Source organism: Pseudooceanicola profundus (assembly GCF_054919315.1).
In genome coordinates this window covers 2892309-2910383 of sequence record NZ_CM142898.1, presented here as the reverse complement: position 1 = coordinate 2910383, position 18075 = coordinate 2892309, and the positions used below count along the sequence as shown (strand labels likewise).

Below are 18075 nucleotides of genomic sequence, written 5' to 3'. Positions count from 1 at the left end.
CGTTAGTTCCCCACCGAGATTTGGCCCGGCGATTTTAGGATGATCTGCGGCTTACCCTTGTATAGCTCAATGGTCCCACTGATTTCCACGACCCTTCCCTCTAGCCCCTGCAATCCGGCGAAACGCCCTGCATCGCCCTTGAAAACCACGGCGTAGAATACGTGGTTCGGATAGCGCCCGCCAAAGTTGATGAAAGTCGTTCCCCTGCTGGACGAGACTTGGGCGACGACACCCTCGACTGTCACGGCCTGCCCGACATAGTAAGCAGCCTCCTTCGGGGGTATTGTCTCGGCTTGCGCGGAGACGGCGAGGGACAGGGCAAGTGCCACCGCAATGAGAAGCTGTGCAATGTATCGCATGGAAAACTCGTTCCGTTAGGATGTTTGACCTAGCCTACGCCCTCGTAAGAACATCGTTAAGTGGTGATCTTTGATACTACCTGACATTCCGACCGACATCCGACCATGGCAGTCAAGCTACGCCACTCAATCACACTAACGCCTGCATACTCCGCATCACGGCTGCTTACTGGCTTCATAAATTCTTTGCTGAAACATAGAAAAAAGTTGCAAGCTGAAAGGGGCGCTTCTGTCAGATCGGGGAAATCAAGATGAAAACTATCGGGAAGAGGATTGCTGGATTGGCCCTCGCAATCGTCGCGTCAAGTCCGGCAATTGCTCAGATCAGCAAGCCCAAGCCACAGCTCCCAGAAAGCTTGCAGGGCGTTTGGGTACTATCCGAAAACCCGGACAGCTGCGCAGACCCCACCAATGAGTTCCGAGTAATTGGCCAAACCTCCGACCTTCTTATCAAAGCGCAAAAAGAACCTGAAATGAGGACCTTCTACACGCAGGTCTACAGCGACGTCCCCGAGATTGACGGTTGGCTCCAACTATCTCATCCTCCGGATGCACGCGAGTTCATCCGCCTCGATGCCGGGAAGCTGATCTCCTATTACACGAGTGATGACAATGCGACACCGAGTAGCGCAGGCGCCCCTTCCACCTTTGAAGGACTGGATCCGCTCAGCTATACAGGCTGCGACACAGCGCCAATGCAACTCGCGCTCCCGTTTGCCGAACTGATCACGTTCCATGAAAGCAGTGTTCTTAACGACTGTCTTGCTGGCGGCGAGACCTGCATTATGTCGCTATTTTCGTTCCTTGATGTGGCAGCCGACGGTGAACTGCGGCCAGCGGAGCTGGCGCGTGGGATGCGGATCGGCTTGCTCTCCGGACTCGGAGAACGGATCGCGACCAACGGAATGGACGAACAGTCCTACGGGATGACACTCGCCGTTCTGCCCACATTACCACTCGTCGGTTTCAGCCTTGCAGCACAATTCGACTATGATGGCTCGGGAGGTGTCAGCTTGCAGGAACTCATGACTGACCTCGGCAACATAGCTCCGGTGCTAAGCTCGGAAGCGGACGTCACAGGCCTTACAGACAAGATACCGTTTGAGACACTAGGCCAATTGCCCATGCTTATGAAGATACTGATGCAGTAACCGCCCTACCCAGTTCGCACGCCGGGTGCTCCTCTACGGCCAGAACCGACACTCCTTGCGATACGGGCCAAGCGAAACCACTGCCAGCCTGTCGCCCGCGATGCCGAGTAAACGATCCCTGTCTGATCTGACTTGTTTGCGCGTTGCGCCGACGGCGAGCCGCTACCTAAGGGGCTCCCACGAGCGTGGCGCCGGTAGCTATGCCTCAGTGAGTGGAGATCTTCGGCTTCCGGTCACGCTAGGCCCGGAAAGGGTTCGAACAGCCTAAAGCTGCGATTATCCGTGCGTGACGAAGGGCTATTCTGAGCCTTGAGTGGCGGATGACGCACCCTATGCCAATGGCAGAGAAGCGAATAGGGCCGACTTGGGTGATGGAAGAGACAACCCACTTCGATCCCTCTTGAAAAAAATAGCAAGAGTCAGTTCTGGGCCCTGATGCAGCATCTGCAGCGCAGCAAGTTGCTTCTTACCGATTTCGCGATGAACGACAGTTGTTCTGTCATAGAAAGATCAATGTGCAAAGTTCGCGAGCGGCGTCATAGGATCCCATAGTGCGGTCCACGGCACTGATGCCGTTTCGTCAACCTTGGTGCTGGCCTCTGCGTACTGACTGAAGGAAAGGTCAATAGGAGCGTATGCATCGTCCCAGAGCGTCACCGAGAACCATTGAGATGACACGTCACGCTGCTCCAGAGGCAGACCGAGTTCTCGCTGCAGGGCAAATTTGCTCAGAGATACTTTGCAGAAACGCTCGTTCTTGTGCGGCGCCGGGTAACCGCGAACCACAAAGTTCGCTGTGAATTCCGTGGACCAGCTCCAAAAGCGATCCTGAAGCGCGATCGGACGTCCGGTGCCGTCATCGCCCACATCCGTAAACTCCTCAAATGCATCTGCGAAGTCCGCTTGTACAGACAAGCGGCCTTCGGTCATGATCAGTGCGGTCTCGCAGACATTGCGGATACCGCGCCAAGTTATTTCCGGCATCGGTACGTTACGCACACCTATTTCGGCGAGACTTGCCTTTCCGATCATATCGATTTCGTACATGGAGTCCGGCGGCGTCGCCAAAGTGTTTGCGTACAGGAAATCGGACATGCCCCGGGCGGAATGTTCCTCCATGCGAGACATCAGGAAAAGCTGCGATGCGCCCCATATGGCTTCATTATAGGCAGCCTCTACGGTCTCTGGCGAAAACCGCTCGTCGTCCGGAAGCACCAGCCTTGGCGCATGAAACCCGAGACGCGCCCCAGGTTCGATAGAGGCGAACTTGCCCCTGATGGTACCGGTGCCGACAACCCGCGAACCTCCCAGGAAAGCAAGCGCGCAAGCAGAATGGCAGGAGTTACCTTTCCGGACTCGTGTCTCGATCGAATCTTTGTACCAGATCGCGTAGAACATCCGAATGCCTTCGACAAAGTTGCCTCCGGGACTCTCCAGACACAAAACAACACCTTCAGAGGACGGGCGAATGGTGTTTTCGATCTGCTTAGCGTCACCGACCTCAACGATACCTGAAAAAAGGAAATCGCAGTCGGGAATATCCGGCGTGGCACGAAGATTGCCGGCAGCAGCAACAGATGCCTGCAGGAAGGCCAAGAAGCCAAATACCAGTACGCGCCTAATCACCAATAATCTCCTTGTAATTCAATACTGGACGAGACCCTATCACCTCAGGCGGCGGACGCCACTGGCTGCACATTATGAATGTAAGCATCCTAACCACCATCAACATTACCTCCTCAGACAGCGAATATCAGCCCTGCCGCTTGTACACCGTTTTTCTATCGTCCAGAAGCTCACAAGGCCGCTCTTAAAATTTGCAGGACCGACGGCAGCTTCGTCAGTACTGCAAACAGTAGAGAAACATACAGCGAAACTCCACTTGCTGCCCTGAACGGTCCTACTAGGAATGCGAACGGCTCACCGATCCCTTCTCAGACCGCGCTCCCTTCGCTACATCTGGGCATCAAAGCAGATGGACATGGTGTTCAACTCTTCATAGACGCTTTATTGTCCGACCGGTTTGACGCGCGATATAGAACAATGAAGGTTTCCACATGCCAGCGACTCCAATCTCAGGACTCCCGGATTCAATATTCCTCTGGGGCAAGTTCAACAGGCCCACCCCGGAAAAATTACCCAAATAAGTTGACAACCCAATCCGGAACACCAAACAGAAGAGACCATGCACCCACAGGCGCTGCCAGAAGTATTGCTGTTATCGGAAACACTCCGAGCACAAACATGAAAAAGCTCCCGAGCTGAATAGCGACCCAAAGCCAATAGAGCCCACCCACAGCAACCAAAATCCATGCTACGACTCCTAATGCACCTGTCATGAAGTCCCAAACCTCTCTAAACACACAAAATCCCCTTTTCCACACTTCTAGGGCACCGATGGCGCGGATATTGAAAGAGTAGCTCCGCCAAGTCCCATAGGCTCCGCATCCGTCAACGATATGAAGGCACCTTGCCCCCACACGTCGACAAACCAAACCCTATACCTCTGACCCATTGCTGCTTCATCATGCCCTGGAACACTGAGCCTCGCAAACTGCTCTAAAGCCAGCACAACTTGGGCGGTTTCTATGTAGGGGTTCGCAATGGAACAATTTATAAAGGGCTGCCCTTCCAGATTGCCCTTGGAGACCCCCAATAGATATGGGGCGCCAACACCTGATTGGACATAAAACCCAACGAATTCGGCTTGAGGGTCTTTGGGCGCTAGAAGTGGGGTCATCTCTTCGGGAAGCTCAGCGAAGCCCAAGGCTTCTGCCGCTCTCACAACGACATCGAAATCGCCTGCATTTTGCGCGCAGTTCCCCAGAAAAGCCCTAACAAAATCACCACCATTGACCTCCGATGCACTCTCAGATGCGGATTGCCCAGTAACAGAGCAAGGCATTAATAGGACGCCAAGAAGACTGGTGCACCGAACCAAATTTGATATAGAAAATCTAGACAGTAGCACAGGAACTCCTTCTGTTTTTCTAGCTCGCACTAACAAGATATCGCACTGGCGTTATTAACTTCCCCCTTATGACATACCGCACCTAGCTGAGGCGTCCTTTTCTGAAGCACTGCGCAATAAAGCAATCTGACTCATCTTGGGCGGCGTAGCGACCGGCGACAATGTGCGTCCTGATTCTGCGGGAAAAGCCAAGCGTAGAAAACGCTATCAAAACTCCATCGTCACTTTTGGCGCCTTACCCGGCGTCGATCGGGCCACGCAGCACTCTACTCTACACCTGCGGGTACATTTCTTGGAGTTTTTGCCTAACCGTCAAATTTGCCACCGCGATTTTAAAGCCCGCATCCGGATCGCCCTCCGACGAAGGACCGGAAGAAATCATCTGAAAGTCTCTTGCCAACATCCTCGCCTTCACGACAATTGGATCCGCGTCCGTCGCCTTAATAAGACCAAACATTGCGCCAAAATTTAGCTCGGCATGCTTCACGCCTTGCTCAAATTCGGGATGCTCTCGGCACCTAGAGATAGCATCATTTATTTGGGTCATGCCCAGTGCATCTGTATCTCTCTGAAGCTCGGCAAACGCTCGAATCATATACTCCCCAGATTTGCGCGCGGACCACTTTGAACCTCTCAGGATGATATTTCGGAAAAGCCCCATAAAGGACATGGAGTATCCTAAAACATAAGGCTCCAAGAGAAACGTTCGATTCGGAGAAAATCCCAGCTCAGGGCAATAAAGCGATGTTCCCACTGAAACTGAGGCGAGCGAATTCCTTATCGCTAACCCTACTTCATCACCTTGTCTTAAATGTGATCCGAACACCGCACGCACCCTCAAACATGGCCAGAGCCTTAGTCCGCTCAAAGCTCCCCTTACCCACCAAAGTGATTAGCCCCGCTGCCCTGTAACTTACAGTGACGCACAACCAATGAATGTTGGCTTCTATATCGTCGTTTTTTGTAGTGCCGCTGGCAACCCATTTTCTCCACAACTTTGGTGGAGCAAGGGGCAGCTGTCGAGCTTGATCCCGTCCGCACAAATCGCGGTTCCCGGTGAGCCCTGCTCTGGGGGCTGGCCACCGCCTTCTTGCTCGGTCTCATCGACCTGAGGGAAGCCGCATCTGACAATTCCCAGCACTGCCTTGCGTTTCCAGAAGGGCGCCGCGCTGGGTGTTGTCTATGCGATCCGCACCATCTGGTCGGGTCTAGCCTTCATCCGTCCTGCGTGTTTTCTTTTTTTGGCCAACACCTATCGGCCTTCGTGCCCGCACGTGGCGTCCAATATTTGAGCGGACAAGCGCACGGATATCCGTGCGGTTATTTCGCAACCACTTCGACCTGAGTACAGTCGAGTCCCTTTGGTGCCAACCACGCTCCACCTTCGCCCTATTCGACCTCAGCGGCCCGAGCCTCGGCAGAACGGCGGAGCGTGTCGGCCACCGTGGCACCCCAACGGACTGACTTGGCCCGCAGCCCTGACACTCCCACGCGGCCATCGGGAGCCGACCATTCGAGCAGCGCCGAGAGCTTTCCGTCTCGGCGGCGATATGGGGCAGAAGCGATCAACGTGAGGGTCACGCCACTAAAATACGGTAGCCGCGTCCCGAGCTCCGGGGCGGTGGCGAAGTCGATCATGTAGGCGGTCATTGGCCCGTCCTCTTCCGCTTTCGGCCCCCGCTTCGGGCGCGTTCGGCCTCCGCCTCTAGGGAAATCTCCTGCGCCAGATCGCGTTGGAGCTCATGCAGCACGTCTTCGACCACCCGCCGGACGGAGATATCGCGGGTTGTCCGAGCCGCGATGATGTTAAGCTCCGACGTGATCGCCCCGCAGACGGCCGCGAGCGCGTCTTGCGCGTCTTCCTCGGGAACGAGGCCGCGCTCATCGAGCAGCAGGTCCAGCTCTGCCGCCTCGGCACGGGCGTCCCGGGCCTCGTCGCGGGCAGCCGTAAGCGAGGCCTCCCGCGCCTGAACGCGGATGGCTTCGATGAAGGCCCGCACGCCAGCCACCAAGGGGACGTGCCCGTCCTTCTGCGAGATGGCTCGCGCCTTGATCAGGACCTCAATCTGGCCCGGCTCCGCCCCCGTGATCCGCCGCAGGGTGGAGATAGGGACGTGGACCTGCTCCGGAGGTTTACCCGTCATCGCCGACCTCCTCGCCCCACAGATCGGCCACGGCCCGGTCGCGCGCCGCGCCGATCCGTGCCACGGCAGCCTCGACCTCGGCAGCAAAGGTCTCGGCGGTGGGACCGTCGATCAGGCCGCCTAGATCGACCGCCCGCAGGCGCTCGACGGCCCGGTCCACCGTCATGTCGATGACCGCCTCGACCTCGCCGCACTCCACAAGTCCGCGACGGCGGCGCGCCGTGGCGCGGCGGATTTTCTCCGCCTTGGCGCGGTGCGAGCGCGACTGGCTCGCGTTCGCGTCGGACCTTTCGGCCCCGGACAGGAGGAATTGAGCGTACCCCCGCACGGCGCCCGACACCGTGGTGCGGCCACGGCGGTGGCGGTCGATGAAGCCTGCCGAGGCCACCTTCCTGAACATTTCGTCCGAGATGTTAAGGAGGCGGGCCGCATCCGCAGTCGAACACTCATCGCCGGGCTGACCGGTCACGTCCGGGCACCCCGCAGCGCTGCGGCGCGGGCCGCATCGGTCAGGCCGAACGTCGGATCCTCGTCCATCGTGGTCGCGCCGCTGGATTGCGGTTGAACCGGCGCGGCATCACCCGCGCCGATCATCTGGTTCGCGGCAGCGGCAGCCTTGGCCCAGCCCTGCGCGATCCGCTCTGACTTAGACATGGGGCCGCCGAAGGCATCGTCGCCGAACTCCGCCAGACCTTCGGCGCGCTGCTCGATCTCGCTCTTGCCGTTGCCCGGCGCGACATCTTTGGGAAGGCCAGCGAGAAGCGCGGTAGCGGTCGCGATGTCCATCGCGTCGCCTTCCAATGCGATGGCGCAGGCCGACCGGAAACGTCCCCCGGCGGCGGCATGGCCGATTATCCCAGCGATCCGGCGGCGTTCGGCCTGCGCCGCCGAACCACCGAAGGCGCCGACCGTGGGGAGGTCGGTCGCGGCGGCAGGATCAGCATCGAGCGGCAGCGCACCGAGGATTGCGCCAGCCTGTGCCGGGCTCACAGGACCCAGAAGCGCCAGCCGCAAGGCCTGCCGGGGCCGCCCCATGTCCGTGCCCGTTGCGACGATGGCCGAGATCCGGGCCCGCTCGGCCTCGGCCTCCGTTGCGATGGCGGCAGCCTGCGCTTCCGCCAGTTCCTCGGCTTCCACGACTTCCGTCGCCCGCTTCCGGGCGGCGGCGCGTTCGGCTGTCGGCGCGGACATTGATACACCGCTCATGCGGTCAGCAATCTTGTCGTCGCGGCGCCTTATAGCGGCAGGCGAGCGGTCCAGTTCAATCGGCTTTGCGGTCATCGCGGTGATCCTTTCCTTCATCGGATTTGTTGGGGTCGAGCTTCGCGGCGGCGCGCGCCAGAAGCATCTTGGCGGCCTCGCTCATCGGCTTCTCAGGGGGAGATTTCTCGGTCAATTTTCGAGCCTTTCGTGTTCGGATTGCCCCATCCGGGGCCGGGTCCGGGGCTGGTTCGGGAGGGGTGATTTTCGCGGGCTCGGTAAGCCTTTGATTTGCCAACCAAACGCAAAATCTCGGGATCAGGAAATCGGCGAACCGTCGGGCGGTCCAAGCCCCGCGCTAGGCCCGCAGGGAGACGGTCCCTAGGGTCCCCCCTCCCATGACCGGGTGGCCGGTCAGGCGGGCGGTTACGCGGCGGCGGGCTGACCGCAAGACCCGCCGCCTATCCCGCCGCGTTGGGAACGAACGCGGACGGTGTTCCATTACCCGACCAGCGTGGCCAACGAGGCGTCGGACGCGAGTATGGCCCGGGGGTCAGCATCGGCACGACGCGCGATCACGACGCCTGCCGCCTCCATCGAGCGCACTGCGGCTTCCTCGGTAAGTTCCAGCTGGAGAAGATCGTCCTCGGCCTCAGCGATCCGTTCGGCCCGGGCATCCGCGCTCAGGGTCTCGCGACCTTCTACCAGCCCATCAAGCTGGCCCTCCACTATCTCGCGAAGGGCAGGCATCGAGGCTGCGAGCACAAGGCCCAGAAGTACTTCGTCCACGCGGTCGAAGTTGGTATGCCGTTCCCCCTCCACATTGACCGTCGCGTAGGGAAGCCGCAGCCCACGTGCGGCGGCTTCGGGCTGTAGAAGGTGCTCCGGATGCATTGCGGCTACACCCGCATCCGCGACTTTTTCCGACCAGCGATCAAAGGCCTCCATCGCCTCGGCGACCGGCTGCGGCGCGCTGCGAAGGCGCGAGATCGTGTTTTTGACCTCGGCGATTTCCTCGCGAAGAGCATCGATATTTTGGCGAGCTTCGGCGGCGGCGTCGCGGCTTGCGGCGAGCGATTTCAGAAAGGGAATTTGCATCAGATCGCTCCCCCGCTGACCTTCGCGGCCTTGGCTTCCAGTTCAGGCGGGATCGACATGCCGGTATCCACGGCGAATTTCAGGCATTGCGTGAGGAGCGTTCCCGCCCGACCCAACTCAGTGCGGTGGGCGTCGCCCTCCGCCTGCCGGTCGGCCATTTGGCGGGTGAACTCGGCGGCTTCCTTCTCGGCCTGCTCGGCCTGATCGAGGGCGCGGGCGCGACCATCCGGGCCCTCATCAATCGAACGCTTGCGCAGCAGGTTGGCGCGGCCTTGCGCCTCCTGACGACGCTCGCGCGCTGTCTGGTACTCTTCGTAGGCGCCTCCCTGCCGCGCCCGCGCTTCCCGCCTGATACGGTCGAGCGCCAGCAGGCGGGTGGGGTCGAATTCAATGCTCTCGGTCTTCATGCGCGATCCTCGGCTCCAATGTCTGAGCCAAAGATCGCCCCTTCTCGATAATCCGAGAACCGGGGTACCTCGAATTAATCGAGACCCCGGACCTTACGGATCATGCCTGTAATCGTTTGGACGTTCGGCATCGGCGCCGTCAGGCCAATCTGCGCGATGCGCCAGAAGGTCAATTTTGGCTCTTTTGTCGGGATCGGAGCGGTGTCTTTCCGACGTTGCCATACATCGGTGAAATAGCCGTCAAAGCCCTTGCGGATCGCCTCCGCAGTCGATGAGCACCCTAAATCGGCGTACATCTCATTCGCCGCCAACGCGACGACCAATGCGTCTCTCCGTGCCACCTTCTCCCTATAATCGAAAGGGCGCATCCCGCTCACCCGGAAGCCAATGAAACGGTCGAGCGTCATCTCACGGTAGTGCTCCCCCTCGATGTACTGTCGCAGCCTCCCGCCCAGCTCTCGAACCTCACGCAGCGGATGCGTCTCCAGCGCCTCGGAACCGAGGATCATCGCCGTGGCAACCGGCAGCGGCCCAGAGCCTGCCAGACGGGACGGATCATCTTCGGCGAAGTCTTCGCTGTTCACGGGGAGGAGGACGCCCCAAAGGGACGGGCGCTCAAACCACGGAGCGGTGAACGGTTCCGAAAGGTCCCTGCTGTCGATTGAGATATACGGCTCGGCCTCGTGCTGCCGGTCGCCTCGGCCAGCGCCGGGCCGGGCCGCGCTCGGCTGATCGTCGTTCACCGCGCCTTGCCAGAGGAGCCAATCGCGGTCGGGGTTCAAGGCGAGGTCAAGCATCGTCGCCCACCTGCTTCCGGTCGTGGATCGCCGCCAAACAACCGGCGCGGCGCAGTTCATCGGCGCTCATCTTCGCGTTGCGAAAGACTGCAACCTCCGCCCGCACGAGTGCGGTGTAGTCCTTCACCACCTCATCAATGCGGCCCGAGGGCAGCCCGCTGGCCCGCATGTGCGCGCGCACCTCGGCGAGGTGCGCGCGCCACCATGCGACCGTTTCTGCGCGGTCCCTAATCGCGCAACCCAGCACAGCGGCATCGCGTGGGCAGAAACGGAACCATCGAACCAAGGTTTCGCCGGTCGCGACCAACTCTGCCGAGGGCCCCGCGCCCATATGCTGCCAGACGGGGATGCGCCTCTCCGGGTCTGCCTTCGCGCTCTCAGGAAATCGGAAAATCTCAGCCATTGCACTTCGCTCCCCTTGCCAAAATGAAACGTTGCTCTCCTCCGGAACGAGCAGCTTTCACAGCCATGACGTTGGCCATGAACTGCCCGGCACCGTCAGCACCGATCAGCGCCGAAACCAGTTCGTTGTGCCTATTGAACGACGCGCTTGCTGTTCCGGGTTCGCCGCGTTGGATCGCACCTAGGACCGCGACCGCCGCCCACTGGAACGCCGCAGCATCGTCGTGCATGACGCCAGACAGGATAGCTTCAGCAAGCTGTTTCCCATCCAGCCCGGCGTGCAAGTCGCCAAGGGCGTCGCCAACCGCGTCAACCTCACAGTCGAGAGCTACCATGTCCGCCTCAGCCCTCGCGGCAGCGGCCCTACCATCACCGCCGTTGGCCTCGACTATAGCGACAATGTGGGCGTGCAAGTCGCCCCATGCCATCTGACCGCCGCGAGTAATTCGCCGCAGGTTCTGGGCACAAGATTTCCTCAATCCCCGATCAAAGCCCGCGAGACCCATGATCGAACCGCGCATGACCTCGCGCGCCAAGTCTTCATCGCCGAGCGCATGGGCGAGCTCAGAAACCGCCGCCGACATTGGATCAAGGGGCTGGGACAGGGGATCGGGCACAGGGGCATTAGGCCCCTGTGTCCCGTCCCCCCGATCATCCGGGCTGCCCTCGGCCTCGATGGCGACGTCATCCGAAGAAATGGAAACCGCGTCGATAGAATAAGCGGGAGCGCGCCCAAGGGCGCTCCCGCTCTCTACGGGATCCTCCAAGGGTATGGCCGCAATCTGGCTTGCGGAAACCTCCGTAAGCTGGCTTGCGGAAACCCCATGTTCTTGCTTGGCTTCAACACCCACAGTTTCCGCGCCCCGAGTTGCGGAAACCTCCTCATCGTTTCCGCAAGCTGGCTTGCGGAAACCGTCCGGGAACTTCAGCACATATGTCGTCGCCAGCCGCCCACCGTTGGGGCGCTTCCCGGTGCGCTTCGGAGCATCCGAAACGGACAAAAACCCAGCCTTCCGGAGGCGTGCAGTAGAAGCGCGTGCAGAAGTTTCGGAACAGCCGACATCCTTCCCAATGTCAGCGTGCGCCCGGTAGCAGGTCAGGTCATCGTCAAGCCAGTCCAGCAGGGCGAGCGCCACCCAGAGATCGAGCCTCGTGACACCATCACGCACCCCGTTCTTGCGGATTGCCGCGAGCCATTCAAATTTTCGCGCGGCCCGCTTCGTTTTCGACGTTGTGCCGGTCATACCCGCACCTCCCGGCCACTCAGCGCTTGTCCGAGACCTGCACCGGCAGTAGCGTGGCGGTGCTCAATGTTCCCATGTGCCCCGGTCGCGCAGCCCCGCGCGCCGGGGTTTTCCGTTACGATCATACTTCTGCCTCCGCGACATTCGCTTTCGAGGCCTCCCAGGCCTCAAGGTCGGAGATGCGGAAGCGGACGCAGCCCGGAGACAGATTGACCGGATTGGGGAAGGTCGGGTCGGTTTTTTTCCAGCGCCAGATCGTGACCCTCGACACGCCGTAGCGCTCGCCAACTTGCTTGTCTGTTAGGAAGACTCCCATTCGTCAGCCCTCCACCCCAAGGACAAGCGCGAACGCTGTCAGATGATCGTCACCGCCGCGTGCAATGACAACATGACCCTGCGCACGCAGGGTGGAGAAAGCGCCTGTAGGCGCATTTGAAGTAGGCATATTTGCCCCCGAGACCTCTCTCGAAAACGAGAGACGATTGACGCTCCATGGCTAGTCGCCACCGTGTCAATTCAGCCCGGCACTTTGCGGGGGTCTTCAAACCGGCGCGGAGCTTTTCGCCGGTAGGCCCACAATTGGGCCTCCTTTAACAGTTTGCAATACGGAAAATCGCGTTTTTTACAGATCGCTGCTGATTGCAGCTCTATCCGCTTGCGATCACGAGAAAAAACCGCCCACAGAGATCATGCCAGAGCCGGGAACGCCACAACGACGCCAGCGTCCTTTCCGTACAGGAAATCGGACCACGCGGTCATTAGAGCCCGGCGGCGCTCGAACATATCCGACCGGCGGTAAGCGCGTTCGACCTTGGACCCAACTGTGTGCGCGAGCGCCAACTCGGCAAGGTCTCGATCATAGCCACGTTCGGCGGCCCAATCCCGGAAGCTCGACCGGAGCCCGTGCGGGACAGCCGGACGGCCAGAACGTGCATCGCGCCACCCGGCCTTTTCAGGGTCTTCTCCAGCAGCCTTGGCAGCTTCCTCTGCGTCCGCCTGCATGCGCCGCATGACGGCAGAAATCGACATGTCTGAGAGCATCCCCCCTCTGACTGCTGGGAAGACATAAGGAACATCGGCCATCCTCGGCACTCCTTTGAGCAGGTCGATGGCCGCTGGTGAAAGGGCCACTCGGTGCTCCGCTCCGGCCTTCATCCTGCTCGCCGGGATAACCCATGTTCCGGCCTTAAGGTCGATTTCATCCCATGTTGCACCGCGAACTTCGCCCGACCGGCTCGCGCAAAGGGTGGCGAAACGAAGAGCCAGTGCGCCCATGCCATCCCGACGCGACAGCTCTTCCCACCAGTTTGCGAGCTGATCGACCGGGACCGCAGGGAAATTGCCCGACTTACCCTTGGCGACCTTCGAAGGTGCGGGCAACAATTCCTTCAGGTTGCCCCGCCACATCGCAGGATTGTCTCCTGAACGGTGCCCAGCCACGGTCGCCCATGCCATAATCCCCTCAAGGTACGTGCGCAGCTTCTGGGCGGTATCAGGCTTCACCGACCACAAGGGCTGCAGGACGCGGAGAACGTCTTGCGTGGTTACGTCCTGAACTACCATCGCGCCGATTTCGGGGAACGCATAGCGGGTCAGTGTCGATCTGACCGCCTTCTGCGACTTCTCCGGGCGGTCTGTCATCTTCGCCTTGATCCACCTGTCCGCAGCATCCGCGAAGGTAAGGTGCCGCGCTCGGGCCGCTGCCAAAGCAGCCCGCGCGGCCTTCTTCTCCTCAAGCGGGTCAATGCCTTCGCTGATCTTGGTCTTTGCCTGCCTCGCGCGGTCTCGCGCATCAGCAAGCGACACCTCGGGATAGGCGCCCAAGCCGATGCTCCTGCGCTGCCCCCCGATCATGGTCCTCAAGAGCCAGGATTTCGCACCACCTGGCGTGATCTGGAGCAGGAGCCCAGAAACGCCGCCGACCGCTTGCCATTCATTCCGGTCACGGTCTCCGCTGTGGGCCGCACGCTTGATGTCCAGCGGCCCGAACTCCTTCGCCCTCTTCGGCATGTCGTTCTCCGATCACTTCAGCCCCTACGAGTGGCGCGCGAAGCAGGCATAGAGCTCTCTCAAGAAACCACGCGCGCCATCCCGCTAGCCATAAATTTTGATACAACGTGAAACTTATTGCAAGAGGGTGCTTCCAGAAATTCGGCTAAGTTACTGAAGAGTTGCCGTAATTTATACAGGTTGCAACAAACAACAACCTGCAGTTGGCGCCCGCTACCCGCTCCAGCTTCCCCTCTCAGATCAGACCACGCAGCCCTTTCATGGGGTGATTTCGCGTCCCGACGTCCTGTCATCGGATTTCCGAAATCGAACCTTTTCGACGCGAAAGGGCCGCCCGATCCGGGCGGCCCTTGTCATTTTCCGATCTGCGCGGGATCAGTCGATGTCGAAGACAACGCCCTGTGCCAGCGGCAGCTCCTTGGAGTAGTTGATCGTGTTCGTCGCCCGGCGCATGTAGGCGCGCCATGCGTCCGACCCGCTCTCGCGGCCGCCGCCGGTCTCCTTCTCACCGCCGAAGGCGCCGCCGATCTCGGCGCCAGATGTGCCGATGTTCACGTTGGCGATCCCGCAATCCGAGCCGCGCGCCGAGAGGAAGGTTTCCATCTCGCGCAGGTCGGTGGTGAAGATCGACGAAGACAGCCCGCCGCCGACGTTGTTGTGGTTTTCAAGAACGGCGTCGAAGTCGCTGTATTTCATCACGTAGAGGATCGGCGCGAAGGTCTCGCGCAGGACGGGGCCGCCCTGCTCCGGCATCTCCACGATGGCGGGCTTCACGTAGTAGGAGGTGTCGGGCCCGACCGAGACGCGCTCGCCACCGTGCACGGTACCCCCAAGCGCCTTGGCCTCTTCCAGTGCCACGCCCATGCCGTCGAAGGCCGCCTTGTCGATCAGCGGACCGACGAGCGCCGCGCTCTCCAGCGGGTTGCCGACGGTGACGCTGGCATAGGCCTTCTTCAGCGCGGGCACGATCTGGTCATAGATGCTCTCGTGTACGAAGAGACGGCGCATGGTGGTGCAGCGCTGGCCGGCGGTGCCCATGGCGCCGAAGGCAATCGCGCGCAGGGCCATGTCCAGATCGGCCGAGGGGCAGACGATGCCGGCGTTGTTGCCGCCCAGTTCGAGGATGCACTTGCCGAAACGCGCGGCAACCTTGGGGCCCACGATGCGGCCCATGCGGGTCGAGCCGGTGGCCGAGATCAGCGCCACCTTGGGGCTGTCGACCATCACTTCGCCCACCTCGGGCCCGCCGACGAGCACCTGGCTCAGCCCCTCGGGCGCATCCTCGCCGAAGCGTGCGATGGCGCGGTCCAGCACCGCCTGGCAGGCGAGCGCGGTCAGCGGGGTCTTCTCGGAGGGTTTCCACAGCACCGGGTCGCCGCAGACCAGCGCCAGCGCCGAGTTCCAGCACCAGGGCGCGCAAGGGAAGTTGAAGGCGGTGATGATGACCACGACCCCCAACGGGTGCCAGGTTTCCATCATGCGGTGGCCGGGGCGTTCGGTGGCGATGGTCAGGCCGTAAAGCTGACGCGAGAGGCCTACCGCGAAATCGCAGATGTCGATCATCTCCTGCACTTCGCCCAGACCTTCGGAGGGCGACTTGCCCGCCTCGATCGAGACCATGCGGCCAAGGTCTTCCTTGGCGGCGCGCAGTTCCTCGGCGAAGAGGCGCACCAGTTCGCCACGGCGCGGCGCGGGCACCATGCGCCACTTGCGGAAGGCGGCACTGGCGGTGTCGATCATCGCCTGCGCATCGGCGGCGGAATGGGGCGCGAGGCTGGCCACCTGCTCGCCGGTCACGGGCGAGACGACGGTCATGCCGCCCTCGACGTTCAGCGCGGCAGTGGCGCCGCAGTTTTCCATGGTCTGTTTGGTCAGGCTGTCGAGGCTCTGGTTCAGCATCCGGGCTCTCCTGTGGTGATCTTGTCGGTTTGGCGCGACTCTATCAGCGGGGGCCATGAATTTCGAACCATGAATCGGCAAGGGGTCATTCCGATCTCGCATGACATCGGCTAGAGTGGGCCTGACCTGCCCGCCCAGAGGCCCCCATGACCGCGCCCCGCCGCCTTGTTCCCGATCTGCGCATCCTTCAGGCCTTCGAGGCTGCGGCCCGTCATGGCTCCTTCACCCGTGCGGGCGAAGAGCTGCACCTGACCCAGAGCGCCGTCAGCCGCCAGATCAAGGAGCTGGAGGACCAGACCGGCAAGGTGCTGTTTGACCGGCTGAAGGGCCGCGTGGTGCTGTCAGAGGCCGGGCGCAGCCTGCTGCCACAGGTCGAACGGTTGCTCTCGCTGTCGCAGGCCACCATGCGCCACGCGCTCGCCGGGCCCGCGGGCGAGGCGGTGCTGGCGGTGAACGCCCTGCCCAGCTTTGCCAGCCGCTGGCTGATGCCGCGCCTGCCCGGCTTCCTCGCGGCCCATCCCGGCCTGCGGGTCGACCTGACGACGAAGCGCGAGCTCTTCGACTTCTCCCGCAGCGGCTGTGACCTGGCGATCCACTTCGGTCAGCCTCTCTGGCCCGGCGGCAGCTGCACCTATCTCTGCTCCGAGATCGTCCTGCCGGTGGCGGGTGGCGCCCTGCGCGACGGGCCGCCCATTGCCCGCCCTGAGGACCTGATCGGCCGCGACCTGCTGCATCTGACCACCCGGCCCGGTCTCTGGCCCGACTGGTTCGCGGCGCAGGGGATCGAGGGCGCGGAGGCGCTGCGCGGGCACTGGATGGACCAGTTCTCGCTCACCATCGAGGCGGCCCTTGCGGGCATGGGCCATGCCCTGCTGCCGCAATACCTGATTGAGGCCGAGCTTGAGAGCGGCGCGCTGAAGGTCATGCTGGACCAGCCCCATGCCACCGACCTCGCCTATTGGATCGTCACGCCGGAAGGGCATGGGGATGCGCCGCTCGTGGCCGCCTTCCGCGACTGGCTGGTGGGCGAGGTCCGGTTCCGCCCGCTGGCGCAGGGCTGAGCGGCGGCGCCCCGCCCACAGGGTCCCGCGACGGCCATGCGGTCCTCGGCATCGGCATCGGCATCGGCATCGGCATCGGCATCGGCCGTGCCGCCCCCGGTGCCCGCTGCAAGACCCGCCTGCCCTTGATCCCGGCGGCGAGCTGCCCTACCCCCTTTCCCATGCGCGTGATCGAGAACATCATCTCCGACCGGGGGTCGAAATACGCCGTCTCCGGCGGGCCCTGCACCTCCGAGGAGGAGGCCAAGGCCTTCATCAAGGCGCTCTGCCGGAAGAAGAAGTTCGCCAAGGCGACCCACAACACATGGGGCCTGCTGACCCGCGACGCGCCGATCAAGAACGATGACGGCGAAAGCGGCGCGGGCATGGTGATCCTGCGGATGCTGGAGCGCGAGGGCCTCCATGACCATATCGTCGTGGTGACCCGGTGGTACGGCGGCAAGCACCTCGGCGGGGACCGGTTCCGCCACGTGCAGGAGGCCGTGCGCATCTACCTGGAGGGGCTGTGAGCGACGCGCTCTTCGCCCGTCTGGCGCGGTCCCCCTTCCGCAGCCGGTTCCACCTCGGCCCGAAGGAGCGCGCCTATGCGGATCAGAAGGGGCGCGCGGTGATCCTCTCCCATGCGCAGGATTTCATCCGCGACCGGCTGGCGCCCGCGCAACCGCGCAACGACGGCAAGCAGACCCCCATGCGCGGCCACCCGGTCTTCGTGGCGCAACATGCGACGGCCTGCTGCTGCCGGGGCTGTCTTGCGAAATGGCACGGGCTCTCCACCGGGCGGGCGTTGAGCGACGCCGAACAGGCAGAGGTGGTGCAGGTGATCCTGCGCTGGATTGACCGGGAAATGGGGTATCGCGGATGAGCAAGGGCACGCAGGCCACCCTCGCGCTGGACCGGGCAAAGGTCGCCTTCCGGCGGATCGCCTATGACTACGTCGCGGGGCAGGACAAGATCGGCCTCCATGCGGCGCAGGCGATCGGGGTGGAGGCCACCCGCGTCCTCAAGACCCTGATGGTGGAGGTCGACGGCAAGCCTTGCTGCGCGGTGATCCCCTCGGACCAGAGCCTCTCCATGAAACGGGTCGCGGCGGGCTTCGGCGGCAAGTCGGCGCAGATGATGGACCCGGCCAAGGCCGAACGGCTGACCGGCTTCCGCACCGGCGGGATCAGCCCCTTCGGCCAGAAGAAGCGCGTGCCGGTGCTCTTCGAGGCAAGCGCCATGGTGGCGGAGGAGATCGTGCTGAACGGCGGGCAGCGCGGGCTGATGGTGGCACTGGCGCCCTCCGATGCCCTGGCCGCGAGCGGCGGCCGGGCGGCGGCGCTCATCGCCTGA

General features: G+C 61.9%; 19 protein-coding genes. 5 read left to right on the top strand and 14 right to left on the bottom strand.

Going from position 1 to position 18075, the window contains the following annotated elements; translation table 11 throughout:
• Window positions 1-2 precede the first annotated feature (2 nt).
• Entirely contained in the window at window positions 3-359 is a 357-nt protein-coding gene (locus ACX9MO_RS13410; RefSeq protein ID WP_462212201.1) for a nucleotide-binding protein, read from the bottom strand.
• A 251-nt stretch (window positions 360-610) separates the two neighbouring features.
• On the opposite strand from ACX9MO_RS13410, the gene ACX9MO_RS13405 reads away from it, so the two are divergent.
• Entirely contained in the window at window positions 611-1510 is a 900-nt protein-coding gene (locus tag ACX9MO_RS13405; protein ID WP_462212200.1) for an EF-hand domain-containing protein, read from the top strand.
• Window positions 1511-2020: 510 nt separating this feature from the next.
• Here the strand turns inward: ACX9MO_RS13405 and ACX9MO_RS13400 are convergent.
• The 13 genes from ACX9MO_RS13400 to amaB all read right to left on the bottom strand — a co-directional run bounded on the left by ACX9MO_RS13400 (window position 2021) and on the right by amaB (window position 15682).
• The gene (locus ACX9MO_RS13400; protein WP_462212199.1) at window positions 2021-3136 is read right to left on the bottom strand and encodes a hypothetical protein; all 1116 of its coding nucleotides are present in this window, start codon (window positions 3134-3136) and stop codon (window positions 2021-2023) included.
• A gap of 1616 nt (window positions 3137-4752) precedes the next feature.
• On the bottom strand, window positions 4753-5151 hold the full coding sequence (locus tag ACX9MO_RS13395; protein WP_462212198.1) for a hypothetical protein: 399 nt from the start codon (window positions 5149-5151) through the stop codon (window positions 4753-4755).
• Between the two features lie 976 nt (window positions 5152-6127).
• Window positions 6128-6625, bottom strand: coding sequence for a hypothetical protein (locus ACX9MO_RS13390; protein ID WP_462212197.1), 498 nt, complete (start codon window positions 6623-6625; stop codon window positions 6128-6130).
• Window positions 6615-7025, bottom strand: coding sequence for a hypothetical protein (locus ACX9MO_RS13385; protein WP_462212196.1), 411 nt, complete (start codon window positions 7023-7025; stop codon window positions 6615-6617). Before ACX9MO_RS13385 ends, ACX9MO_RS13390 begins: the two co-directional genes overlap by 11 nt.
• Before the next feature lie 65 nt (window positions 7026-7090).
• Window positions 7091-7906 (bottom strand): hypothetical protein, encoded by an 816-nt coding sequence (locus tag ACX9MO_RS13380; RefSeq protein ID WP_462212195.1) that lies wholly within the window; start codon window positions 7904-7906, stop codon window positions 7091-7093.
• Between the two features lie 420 nt (window positions 7907-8326).
• Window positions 8327-8923, bottom strand: coding sequence for a hypothetical protein (locus ACX9MO_RS13375; protein WP_462212194.1), 597 nt, complete (start codon window positions 8921-8923; stop codon window positions 8327-8329).
• Window positions 8923-9330 carry a hypothetical protein gene (locus tag ACX9MO_RS13370; protein ID WP_462212193.1) on the bottom strand — a complete coding sequence of 136 codons (408 nt, stop codon included), beginning with the start codon at window positions 9328-9330 and terminating at the stop codon, window positions 8923-8925. The genes ACX9MO_RS13375 and ACX9MO_RS13370 overlap by 1 nt, the downstream gene beginning before the upstream one ends.
• Window positions 9331-9404: 74 nt before the next feature.
• Entirely contained in the window at window positions 9405-10127 is a 723-nt protein-coding gene (locus tag ACX9MO_RS13365) for a hypothetical protein (RefSeq protein WP_462212192.1), read from the bottom strand.
• Window positions 10120-10530, bottom strand: coding sequence for a DUF6074 family protein (locus tag ACX9MO_RS13360; protein WP_462212191.1), 411 nt, complete (start codon window positions 10528-10530; stop codon window positions 10120-10122). Before ACX9MO_RS13360 ends, ACX9MO_RS13365 begins: the two co-directional genes overlap by 8 nt.
• Window positions 10523-11773 (bottom strand): hypothetical protein, encoded by a 1251-nt coding sequence (locus ACX9MO_RS13355; protein WP_462212190.1) that lies wholly within the window; start codon window positions 11771-11773, stop codon window positions 10523-10525. The genes ACX9MO_RS13360 and ACX9MO_RS13355 overlap by 8 nt, the downstream gene beginning before the upstream one ends.
• Window positions 11774-11894: 121 nt before the next feature.
• On the bottom strand, window positions 11895-12089 hold the full coding sequence (locus ACX9MO_RS13350; RefSeq protein ID WP_462212189.1) for a helix-turn-helix transcriptional regulator: 195 nt from the start codon (window positions 12087-12089) through the stop codon (window positions 11895-11897).
• A gap of 371 nt (window positions 12090-12460) precedes the next feature.
• Window positions 12461-13783, bottom strand: a complete 1323-nt coding sequence (locus ACX9MO_RS13345) for a tyrosine-type recombinase/integrase (protein ID WP_462212188.1) — start codon at window positions 13781-13783, stop codon at window positions 12461-12463.
• A 375-nt stretch (window positions 13784-14158) separates the two neighbouring features.
• The gene (gene amaB, locus ACX9MO_RS13340) at window positions 14159-15682 is read right to left on the bottom strand and encodes an L-piperidine-6-carboxylate dehydrogenase (RefSeq protein ID WP_462212187.1); all 1524 of its coding nucleotides are present in this window, start codon (window positions 15680-15682) and stop codon (window positions 14159-14161) included.
• A 146-nt stretch (window positions 15683-15828) separates the two neighbouring features.
• Here amaB and ACX9MO_RS13335 point away from each other — a divergent pair, with 146 nt between their 5' ends.
• From ACX9MO_RS13335 to ACX9MO_RS13320, 4 genes are all read left to right on the top strand, one after another.
• On the top strand, window positions 15829-16743 hold the full coding sequence (locus ACX9MO_RS13335) for a LysR substrate-binding domain-containing protein (protein WP_462212186.1): 915 nt from the start codon (window positions 15829-15831) through the stop codon (window positions 16741-16743).
• Window positions 16744-16904: 161 nt separating this feature from the next.
• Window positions 16905-17252 carry a YigZ family protein gene (locus tag ACX9MO_RS13330; protein ID WP_462212185.1) on the top strand — a complete coding sequence of 116 codons (348 nt, stop codon included), beginning with the start codon at window positions 16905-16907 and terminating at the stop codon, window positions 17250-17252.
• Complete coding sequence (locus tag ACX9MO_RS13325; protein ID WP_222489178.1) at window positions 17249-17605, top strand: DUF4186 domain-containing protein; 357 nt, start codon at window positions 17249-17251, stop codon at window positions 17603-17605. Before ACX9MO_RS13330 ends, ACX9MO_RS13325 begins: the two co-directional genes overlap by 4 nt.
• Window positions 17602-18075 (top strand): aminoacyl-tRNA deacylase, encoded by a 474-nt coding sequence (locus ACX9MO_RS13320; protein ID WP_462212184.1) that lies wholly within the window; start codon window positions 17602-17604, stop codon window positions 18073-18075. The genes ACX9MO_RS13325 and ACX9MO_RS13320 overlap by 4 nt, the downstream gene beginning before the upstream one ends.

What these genes read in the sequence shown, in the direction of transcription:
- ACX9MO_RS13410 (WP_462212201.1), bottom strand. Translation starts at nt 359, where the DNA reads ATGCGATACATTGCACAGCTTCTCATTGCGGTGGCACTTGCCCTGTCC.
- ACX9MO_RS13405 (WP_462212200.1), top strand. Translation starts at nt 611, where the DNA reads ATGAAAACTATCGGGAAGAGGATTGCTGGATTGGCCCTCGCAATCGTC.
- ACX9MO_RS13395 (WP_462212198.1), bottom strand. Translation starts at nt 5,151, where the DNA reads ATGTCCTTTATGGGGCTTTTCCGAAATATCATCCTGAGAGGTTCAAAG.
- ACX9MO_RS13390 (WP_462212197.1), bottom strand. Translation starts at nt 6,625, where the DNA reads ATGACGGGTAAACCTCCGGAGCAGGTCCACGTCCCTATCTCCACCCTG.
- ACX9MO_RS13385 (WP_462212196.1), bottom strand. Translation starts at nt 7,025, where the DNA reads ATGTTCAGGAAGGTGGCCTCGGCAGGCTTCATCGACCGCCACCGCCGT.
- ACX9MO_RS13380 (WP_462212195.1), bottom strand. Translation starts at nt 7,906, where the DNA reads ATGACCGCAAAGCCGATTGAACTGGACCGCTCGCCTGCCGCTATAAGG.
- ACX9MO_RS13375 (WP_462212194.1), bottom strand. Translation starts at nt 8,923, where the DNA reads ATGCAAATTCCCTTTCTGAAATCGCTCGCCGCAAGCCGCGACGCCGCC.
- ACX9MO_RS13370 (WP_462212193.1), bottom strand. Translation starts at nt 9,330, where the DNA reads ATGAAGACCGAGAGCATTGAATTCGACCCCACCCGCCTGCTGGCGCTC.
- ACX9MO_RS13365 (WP_462212192.1), bottom strand. Translation starts at nt 10,127, where the DNA reads ATGCTTGACCTCGCCTTGAACCCCGACCGCGATTGGCTCCTCTGGCAA.
- ACX9MO_RS13360 (WP_462212191.1), bottom strand. Translation starts at nt 10,530, where the DNA reads ATGGCTGAGATTTTCCGATTTCCTGAGAGCGCGAAGGCAGACCCGGAG.
- ACX9MO_RS13355 (WP_462212190.1), bottom strand. Translation starts at nt 11,773, where the DNA reads ATGACCGGCACAACGTCGAAAACGAAGCGGGCCGCGCGAAAATTTGAA.
- ACX9MO_RS13350 (WP_462212189.1), bottom strand. Translation starts at nt 12,089, where the DNA reads ATGGGAGTCTTCCTAACAGACAAGCAAGTTGGCGAGCGCTACGGCGTG.
- ACX9MO_RS13345 (WP_462212188.1), bottom strand. Translation starts at nt 13,783, where the DNA reads ATGCCGAAGAGGGCGAAGGAGTTCGGGCCGCTGGACATCAAGCGTGCG.
- amaB (WP_462212187.1), bottom strand. Translation starts at nt 15,682, where the DNA reads ATGCTGAACCAGAGCCTCGACAGCCTGACCAAACAGACCATGGAAAAC.
- ACX9MO_RS13335 (WP_462212186.1), top strand. Translation starts at nt 15,829, where the DNA reads ATGACCGCGCCCCGCCGCCTTGTTCCCGATCTGCGCATCCTTCAGGCC.
- ACX9MO_RS13330 (WP_462212185.1), top strand. Translation starts at nt 16,905, where the DNA reads ATGCGCGTGATCGAGAACATCATCTCCGACCGGGGGTCGAAATACGCC.
- ACX9MO_RS13320 (WP_462212184.1), top strand. Translation starts at nt 17,602, where the DNA reads ATGAGCAAGGGCACGCAGGCCACCCTCGCGCTGGACCGGGCAAAGGTC.